Here is a 7440-nt window from a genome sequence, read left to right as displayed (position 1 = left end):
ACGACCACGCCTCGAACCGCGCCGCCGAGATCGCCGTCGAGCGGTTGAAGGCGGGTGAGGTGGTGGCCCTGGTGTCGGACGCCGGCACGCCGCTGCCACCCGCACCGCGCCTCCCGGCTCAGCGCGTGGTGCGTCCGACGATCAGCCGTCCCGGTCCGACCGGCAGCACGCCCGCTCGGTGGGTGAGGACGACGGCGTCACCGACGGTCGTACGAGCGGCGCCGAAGCGCCAGAGCCGGTTGAAGCAGTACACGCCGACCTCGGTGCTGCCGTCCTCCGCCACCGCCCAGGTGCCCGACCCCCACTGGGCCGGGTGCCCGACGCCGTCGATCGTCACGGTCGGGCGAGCGCCCCAGGTGACCAGGGGACGGCGGACGTCGAGGGTGATCCGGCGCTTCGTCGTGCCGGACGGCTGCGGGCTGTCCATGTGCGCCAGGCTACGGCCAGCGGCGGTCCTGGGAGTGCTCGGCGTGCCGTCCGTAGGCTCGCGGGCATGGCTGACTTCACCGCTGCCCAGGCCGCCGTCGTCCGGATCGAACGCGCCGAGGAGGGACGCTGGGACCTCACGCTCATCAGCGACTCCGGCGTGCGGATGGGGCACGGCGTGCACCTCTCCGACGCGGCGTCCGACGACCCCGCGGACGAGCAGGCCGCTGCCCTCGACTTCGTGCGCGAGTACGGGTTCCGGTTCGAGGCGGACGCGGTCACGGCGGACGGCCCGGACGCGTTCTGGGCCCCGCTCCTGCCGCTCGACGCCGCCTAGGGGCCGCACCCCGGGCCGGGGCGGCGGCGGTCAGTCGTCGAGCGCGCTCCGCTCGAACCCGATGAGCCACGTGACGCCGAACGCGTCGCGGACGGTGCCGTCCCAGGCGCCCCACGGGCGTTCCTGCAGCGCGTCGACCACGGTGCCGTCGGTCGACAGGTCGGCGAACCAGCGCCGGAGGACGTCCGGTCCCGCGGTGCCGAGGAGTGCGAAGAGGACGCCGGAGGCCGAGAAGGACTCGTCACCCGGCCCGGCGTCGGCCGCGGCGAGCCGCACGGGGCCGACGAGCTCGCCGTGGGCGACCGCCTGGGGTGGGCCGTCGGTGCGGGCGAAGTCGCCGTACGAGGCGATCCGCAGCTCGCCGCCGAACACCTGCTGCCACCGGGCGAGGGCCACCCGCGCGGTGCCGGGGAGCAGGAGGTACGGGGTCGGTCCGCTGCGGTCCATGCGCGCACGGTACCCCTGACCGGACCCGCTGACCAGGGTCAGGTCATCTCGAGGGCGCGGTCGACGGCGTCGGCCGGATCGCCGCCGTCCTGCTGCGCCCACCACTCCAGGGCGGCGTGTGCGGCGGCCGCGAGCGTGCTCGCGCGGACCGCGACCCGGAGGTCGTCCGGTCGCGCGCCGTCGTGGTCGGCGACGAACCGCACGATCGTGGCGGCCAGGCGTGCCTGCGCCTCGGCGCCACCCGGAGCCAGGCCGGGGTTCGCCCGGATGACGCGGAGGCGGTGCCGTGTGGTCTCGACGGTGTCCGCCGGGAACGTCGCGCCCGCGCGGTACGCGGCGCGGAGGCCGTCCCGGGACGGCTCGTCCGCCGGCCGTGCGTCGAGCTCGTCGGTGAACCGCTGCGAGAACTCGGCGAGTCCGCCCCAGACCAGGTCGGCCTTGGTCGGGAAGAGCCGGAAGAGCGAGCGTCGGCTCACCCCGGCGGCCTCGGCGACGTCGTCCATCGACACGACGTCGAACCCCCGCTCGTCGAACATCCGGAGAGCCACGAGCGACACGGCCTCGGGGTCGATGGTGCGTGGTCGGCCGGTCGTGCGGGGTCGTCCGGGCTGGTCGGCTGCGGGAGTCCCCATGGCGTCCTTTCGGCACTGAGTGCTACAACTGTGTCGCGCAGGCAGCGCACACTCGACGAGGAGCACACATGAGCGACACCACGGCCGGACGGTTCACCGGCAGGACCATCATCGTCACCGGAGCGGGTTCCGGCATCGGACGCGCCACGGCGACCCGGATCGTGCACGAGGGCGGCCGCGTGGTCGCCACCGACGTCGTCGCCGAGCGGCTCGACGCCCTGCGCGAGGAGCTCGGGTCCGCCGCACTCGAGACGGTGGTCGGCGACGTCACCGCAGCCGACACCATCGACGCGGTGCTCGCCGCCGCCGGCGACCGCGTGGACGGGCTGGCGAACGTCGCCGGCATCATGGACGCGTTCCTGCCGCCGAGCGAGGTCGACGACGCCACCTGGGAGCGGGTGTTCAGCGTCAACGTGACCGGTCCGATGCGGCTGACCCGGGCCGTGCTGCCCCGGATGATCGGCGCCGGCAAGGGCGCGATCGTGAACGTGGCCTCGGAGGCGGCGCTCCGGGCGTCCGCGGCGGGTGCCGCCTACACGGCGTCGAAGCACGCGATCGCCGGCTTCACGAAGAGCGTCGCCTTCTTCCACGGCCCGCAGGGGATCCGCGCGAACGCGGTGGCCCCGGGCGCCGTCGCGACGAACATCGAGGCGCCGATGCGCAGTGAGTACGCGGCGTCGCGCGTCGGGCCGGTCATGCAGGTCACGATCCCGCCGGTTGCGCAGCCCGAGGAGCTCGCGGCGGCGATCACCTGGCTCCTGAGCGACGACTCGGCGAACGTCAACGGCGCGGTGCTGCCGAGCGACGGCGGGTGGTCGGTGGTCTGACCGGGGCTGCACCTCCCCGGACGCCGAGACGCCGCCGACCAGGCGGGACGCCGCCGGAAGTGGCGGCGTCCCGTGCGGTCGGCGGCGTCTCGCGGCCGTGCGGGTGTCAGGCGCGGTGGCGGGACCGACGGACGCGACGGAGGCCGAGCAGCGCCGCTCCGACAGCGAGGAGCCCGGCGGCCCAGCCCATCGGAGCCGCGGTGTCGGCACCGGTGTACGCGAGCGCGTGCGCCGGCGTCGTCCTGGTCGCGACCGGGGCGAGTGCGTCGCTCGTGGTCGGCGTCACCCGGACGACGGGCACGATGCCGCCGTCCTGCGGGGTCGTGTCGACCGGTGCGGCGGGCGCCGGGTCGGCGGGCGTCGGCTCCGCGGGCGTGGGGTCGGCGGGCGTGGTCGGCTCGGTCGGGGTCGTGGGCCCCGCGGGCTCGTCGGCGACCGCGACGCTGAACTCCGCGCAGACGCCGTCGACCGACACCCAGACGGTGTGCGTCGCCGCGGTCGCGAAGGTCACCGTGAAGCCGTCCGGACCCTGCTCGACCCGGTCGGCGTCGTCGCTCGCCCAGACCTGGGCGCGGTCGGTCACCTGCACGGTGTTGCCGTGGGCGTCGATGGTCCACGGCACGAGCGTGATCGAGCCACCGGGGACGACCGCGATCGGGATCGGGCTGCCGGTCTGGTCGCCCTCGACCCAGGTGTACGAGCCGTCCGCCGCGGCGGGGACGCCGTGCACCACGACGCCGACGCCGACGACCGCGGCGGGTTCGACCGTCTGCCGGATCCACTGCGTGGCGGTGCCGCCCGCGGTGGTCGCGGTCACCCGGAGGGTGAAGGTCCCGGCGACCGTGGCGGTGCCGCGGAGGAAGCCGTTGCGGAAGGTCAGTCCCTCGTTGAGCCGCGCGGGGCTGCCGTCCGTCTCGGTCAGGGTGTAGGTCGCCCCGCGGGCGTCCTGCGCGCGGAGGTCGGCGGCGACCGTGCCACCCGCGGTCACTGTCGGCAGGACGCGAGGGGACGACTCGCTCGTGCCCTCGCTGTAGGACGGCGCGGAGGCGGAGGCGGAGGCGCTGGCGGGCGCCGACGCCGCGGGTGCCGGAGCCGCGGGCGTCGCCGGCGGGGCCGTCGTGCCGGTGCCGGTGCCGGTGGCGGGCGCGGCGGGGGTCGCGGGAGTCGCCGGTGCGGTCGTCGCGGTCGTCGCGGTCGTCGTGGCCGTCGCGGTCGGAGCAGGGGCCTCGGTCGACACCGCGGCGGGGGTGGACGGGACGGTGACCGGAGCGGCTGCGGCGCCGCCCTGGTCGGTCGACGGCACGGCGGTTGCGGTGCCGGTCGTCACGGTGTCCGGTGCCGACGGCGACGACACTGTCGACGCCGACACGGGCTCGGGGACGTCTGTGGCCGCGGTCGCGGGCAGGACGCCGAAGGCGGTGGTGACCAGCACGGTGCCGGTCGCTGCGGTGATGAGCGCCAGGGAACGGCAGCTCGGAACGGACTTCATCGGTGCTCCTCGCGGATCCCCGGTGCGTCGGGTGGGCTGCACCGGGACCGGACATCGGGTACGTCCGGTGCTGCGAGCGTAGGGCCGGATCGACCCCGCCTGAGGGCTTCCTGCGGGTTGCCGAACGGCGGCTGTGGAACCACGCAGCGGCGCGGGATCCCGCAATCCCGCACGGCGGCGCGGCCCATCGCTCAGGCCGAGGCGAGTGCGCCCATCTCGGCGACGACCACGCGCAGTCGTGCCGCCAGTTCGTCGCTGTCACCGACGGTGTCGCGGTGGGCGACCTCGGACAGGGCGGACAGCACGAGGCCGACGACCGTCCGCGCCGTCTGCTCGTCGGTGCGTGCGGACACGGTGGCGAGGAGTGACTGCCGTGACTCGGCCATCCACTGCATCACCATCGGGGCCATCTCCGGGCGGAGCACCAGCAGCTCCTTCATCCGGCGGCGGTCCTGCGACAGGGGCACGGTGCCGGCGATGAGGGCGCAGACGTCGTCGACGAGCCGGCCGTCGGCGGCGGCGAACCGGGTGGCCGCCCACTCGGGGACCTCGACCGTGTCGAGTCCGAGTGCGGCGTGTGCCTTGGACGTGAAGTAGTTGAAGAACGTCCGCGGCGAGACGTCCGCGTCGCTGCAGATCTGCTCGACGGTGACGCCGTCCAGGCCGTGCTCGGAGACGAGCGTCAGGGCGGCGTCGTGGAGCGCCTGCCGGGTCTGCTGCTTCTTGCGTTCGCGCAGCGTGCACGGCGCGGTGGCCGGCTCCGGTGCTGCTGTGGTGCTCACGTGCACTCCTGTACTGCTGGGCGGCCACCGTGTCCACCGGTGGCCCGGGTCGTCCTGCCGGACGTGTCCGGCACGGGGAGGCCGCCCGCACCCCGGGCGGGGTGCGGGCGGCCGAGGGTCACCGACGCTGGGTCGGCGTGGAGCCGGTCATCGGACCGGTGAACGATCCGGCCTCGGCTGCTGCGAGCCCGGCGCGGGCCTCGAGGTCGGCCTGGGCCGACGGTGCGGAGCCGTCCTCGTCGGCGGACGACGCCCCGTTGGCCGCGTCGTGCTGCTCCTGCAGCGCCGACCGCTGGCGGAGCGGCGGCACCTTGAAGAACCAGGTGAGGACGAAGGCGAGCAGGATCACGCCGAGTCCGACCCAGTAGATCGTCACGGACGAGGCGTTGAAGCCCGCCATGAACGGCCGCGTGAGGCGGCTGTCGGCACCGGTGAGGAACGAGGTGTCGTTCGTGCTCGTCGCGGCCGAGTCGGACTCTCCGCCCTTCCCGATCTCCTTCGCGAGGGCCGGCGTGAGCTCGTCCACCCAGTACGAGCGCTGCGAGGCGTCCGACCAGTCGACGGACACGGTGCCGTCCTGGACGCTGGCGTGGGCCTGGTCGGCGACCGCCGTCAGGGCAGCGGACTCGGCAGCCGGGGTGGCCGCCGCGACCTGCTGGTCGATGATCCCCTGCGCCGCGGCTGCAGGCACGGCGCCGGCTGCGACCTGCTGCTGCACGGCCGCGGTGACCTGCTGCGTGACGGCCTGGTCGGCGGCCTGCTTCGCCTGCGCCGACGCGTCGTCGAGCCGCGACTGCACGGTCTGCTGCAGCGGCGTGGTGATCGGCGCCCAGATCTTCTCGATCGCGCCCTGGTTCGCCGGCTTGCTCGCGACGGACGGGTCGAGTGCCGCGGACAGCGCCGGCTCGAGGTCGGCCTGGTTCGCGGTCGCGGACAGGATGTTGTTCGGCATGACCGAGAACAGGATCGAGAGCAGCACGGCGGTACCGAGCGTGCCGCCGATCTGGCGGAAGAACGTGGCCGAGCTGGTCGCGACGCCCATGTCCCGCGCCTCGACCGAACCCTGCGAGGCCAGGGTCAGCGACTGCATGACCGACCCGAGCCCGAGGCCGATCAGGAACATGCCGATCATGAGGAACCAGAGCGGCTTGTCGATCGACATGAAGGTCAGGACGACGTAGCCGGCCGACACGAGGAACGTGCCGATGACCGGGAAGATCCGGTAGCGGCCGACGCGGGCGACGATCTGACCGGAGGTGATCGACGCGATCATCAGGCCACCGACGAGCGGCAGCGTGGCGAAGCCGGACTCGGTCGGGGTCAGGCCGACGACGATCTGCAGGTAGAGCGGGATGGTCAGCATGGCGCCGAACATCGCGAAGCCGACCAGGAAGCCGATCACGGTCGCCATCGAGAACGTTCCCGAGCGGAAGAGCTTCAGCGGGATGATCGCCGCGTCGCCCATCTTCGACTCGACGAGCAGCAGGGCGACGAGGCCGAGCGCGCCGATCACGTAGCTGGCGATGGCGGCGGGGGAGCCCCAGCCCCAGGTGCGGCCCTGCTCGGCCACGAGCAGCAGCGGGACGAGCGTGACGATGACCGCCGTGGCGCCCCACCAGTCGACCTTCGGCTTGTCGCCCGTGCCGTGCACCTTCGGCAGGTGCAGGAAGACGATCACCATGATGAGCGCGGCCACGCCGATGGGCACGTTGATGAGGAGCACCCAGCGCCAGCCGGTGATCCAGAGGATCTCGGACGAGCCGGCGAGCAGGCCGCCGATGAGCGGTCCGATGACCGAGGAGATGCCGAACACGGCGAGGAAGTACCCCTGGTACTTCGCGCGCTCACGCGGGGCGAGGATGTCGCCCATGATCGCCAGCGGCAGCGACATGAGCGCGCCGGCCCCGATGCCCTGCACGGCGCGGAAGGCCGCGAGCATGAGCATCGAGGTGGACATCGAGGACAGCACGGCGCCGAGGATGAAGACGACGATGCCGAAGATGTAGAGGGGTCGACGGCCGAAGATGTCGGAGAGCTTGCCGTAGATCGGCGTCGCGATCGTCGACGTGATCAGGTACGCGGTCGTGACCCAGGCCTGCTGGTCGAGGCCGTGCAGGTCGTCGCCGATCGTGCGGATGGCCGTGCCGAACACCGTCTGGCCGAGGGACGACAGGAACATGCCCGCCATCAGGCCGTAGATCACGAGCAGGATCTGGCGGTGCGTCATGAGCGGCTGCTGGCCGGGCGCGCTGGACGCTCCGGGTGCCGCGTCGGCCCCGGCGCCGTGGCGGCCGGGCTGCACCGAGACGGGTGCGGTGGCGGTCATCGAACTCCTTTTTCGTACTGTGTAACTTTGCAGACCGCGCAACGATACATCCGATGGTTCCGGAATGCAACCAATTGCGCCCACTCCCCCACCTCGTGCACCGCGGCACCGGGGAACGCGGCGAGGACCGGGGAGTGCGTCGAGAGCAGGACCTGGCCGACCCCGGTGTCGACG

At 73.5% G+C, this 7440-nt stretch carries 8 protein-coding genes; 2 read left to right on the top strand and 6 right to left on the bottom strand.

What is annotated here, in order from left to right:
* Positions 1-118: 118 nt before the first annotated feature.
* Positions 119-427: a hypothetical protein gene (locus AB0N84_RS16260; protein ID WP_182045520.1), complete on the bottom strand. Its 309-nt coding sequence runs from the start codon at positions 425-427 to the stop codon at positions 119-121.
* 66 nt (positions 428-493) lie between these two features.
* On the opposite strand from AB0N84_RS16260, the gene AB0N84_RS16255 reads away from it, so the two are divergent.
* Positions 494-763 (top strand): hypothetical protein, encoded by a 270-nt coding sequence (locus AB0N84_RS16255; RefSeq protein ID WP_182045519.1) that lies wholly within the window; start codon positions 494-496, stop codon positions 761-763.
* A 30-nt stretch (positions 764-793) separates the two neighbouring features.
* On the opposite strand, the gene AB0N84_RS16250 is transcribed toward AB0N84_RS16255, so the two are convergent.
* Together AB0N84_RS16250 and AB0N84_RS16245 are read right to left on the bottom strand one after the other, a co-directional pair.
* Positions 794-1210, bottom strand: a complete 417-nt coding sequence (locus AB0N84_RS16250; protein ID WP_182045518.1) for a VOC family protein — start codon at positions 1208-1210, stop codon at positions 794-796.
* 38 nt (positions 1211-1248) lie between these two features.
* Positions 1249-1842 carry a TetR family transcriptional regulator gene (locus tag AB0N84_RS16245; RefSeq protein WP_182045517.1) on the bottom strand — a complete coding sequence of 198 codons (594 nt, stop codon included), beginning with the start codon at positions 1840-1842 and terminating at the stop codon, positions 1249-1251.
* A gap of 68 nt (positions 1843-1910) precedes the next feature.
* Here AB0N84_RS16245 and AB0N84_RS16240 point away from each other — a divergent pair, with 68 nt between their 5' ends.
* The gene (locus tag AB0N84_RS16240) at positions 1911-2669 is read left to right on the top strand and encodes an SDR family NAD(P)-dependent oxidoreductase (protein ID WP_069712547.1); all 759 of its coding nucleotides are present in this window, start codon (positions 1911-1913) and stop codon (positions 2667-2669) included.
* Between the two features lie 106 nt (positions 2670-2775).
* Here the strand turns inward: AB0N84_RS16240 and AB0N84_RS16235 are convergent, their stop codons facing one another.
* From AB0N84_RS16235 to AB0N84_RS16225, 3 genes are all read right to left on the bottom strand, one after another.
* A complete protein-coding gene (locus AB0N84_RS16235; protein ID WP_182045516.1) occupies positions 2776-4158 on the bottom strand; it encodes a hypothetical protein in 1383 nt (460 codons plus the stop codon).
* Positions 4159-4349: 191 nt separating this feature from the next.
* Positions 4350-4940, bottom strand: a complete 591-nt coding sequence (locus AB0N84_RS16230) for a TetR/AcrR family transcriptional regulator (RefSeq protein ID WP_069712549.1) — start codon at positions 4938-4940, stop codon at positions 4350-4352.
* A gap of 118 nt (positions 4941-5058) precedes the next feature.
* The gene (locus AB0N84_RS16225) at positions 5059-7266 is read right to left on the bottom strand and encodes an MDR family MFS transporter (protein WP_363548211.1); all 2208 of its coding nucleotides are present in this window, start codon (positions 7264-7266) and stop codon (positions 5059-5061) included.
* Positions 7267-7440 lie beyond the last annotated feature (174 nt).

It is taken from the genome of Curtobacterium sp. NPDC089185 (genome assembly GCF_040685235.1).
Classification (GTDB): domain Bacteria; phylum Actinomycetota; class Actinomycetes; order Actinomycetales; family Microbacteriaceae; genus Curtobacterium; species Curtobacterium citri.
This window is presented reverse-complemented; position numbering and strand designations above follow the sequence as displayed.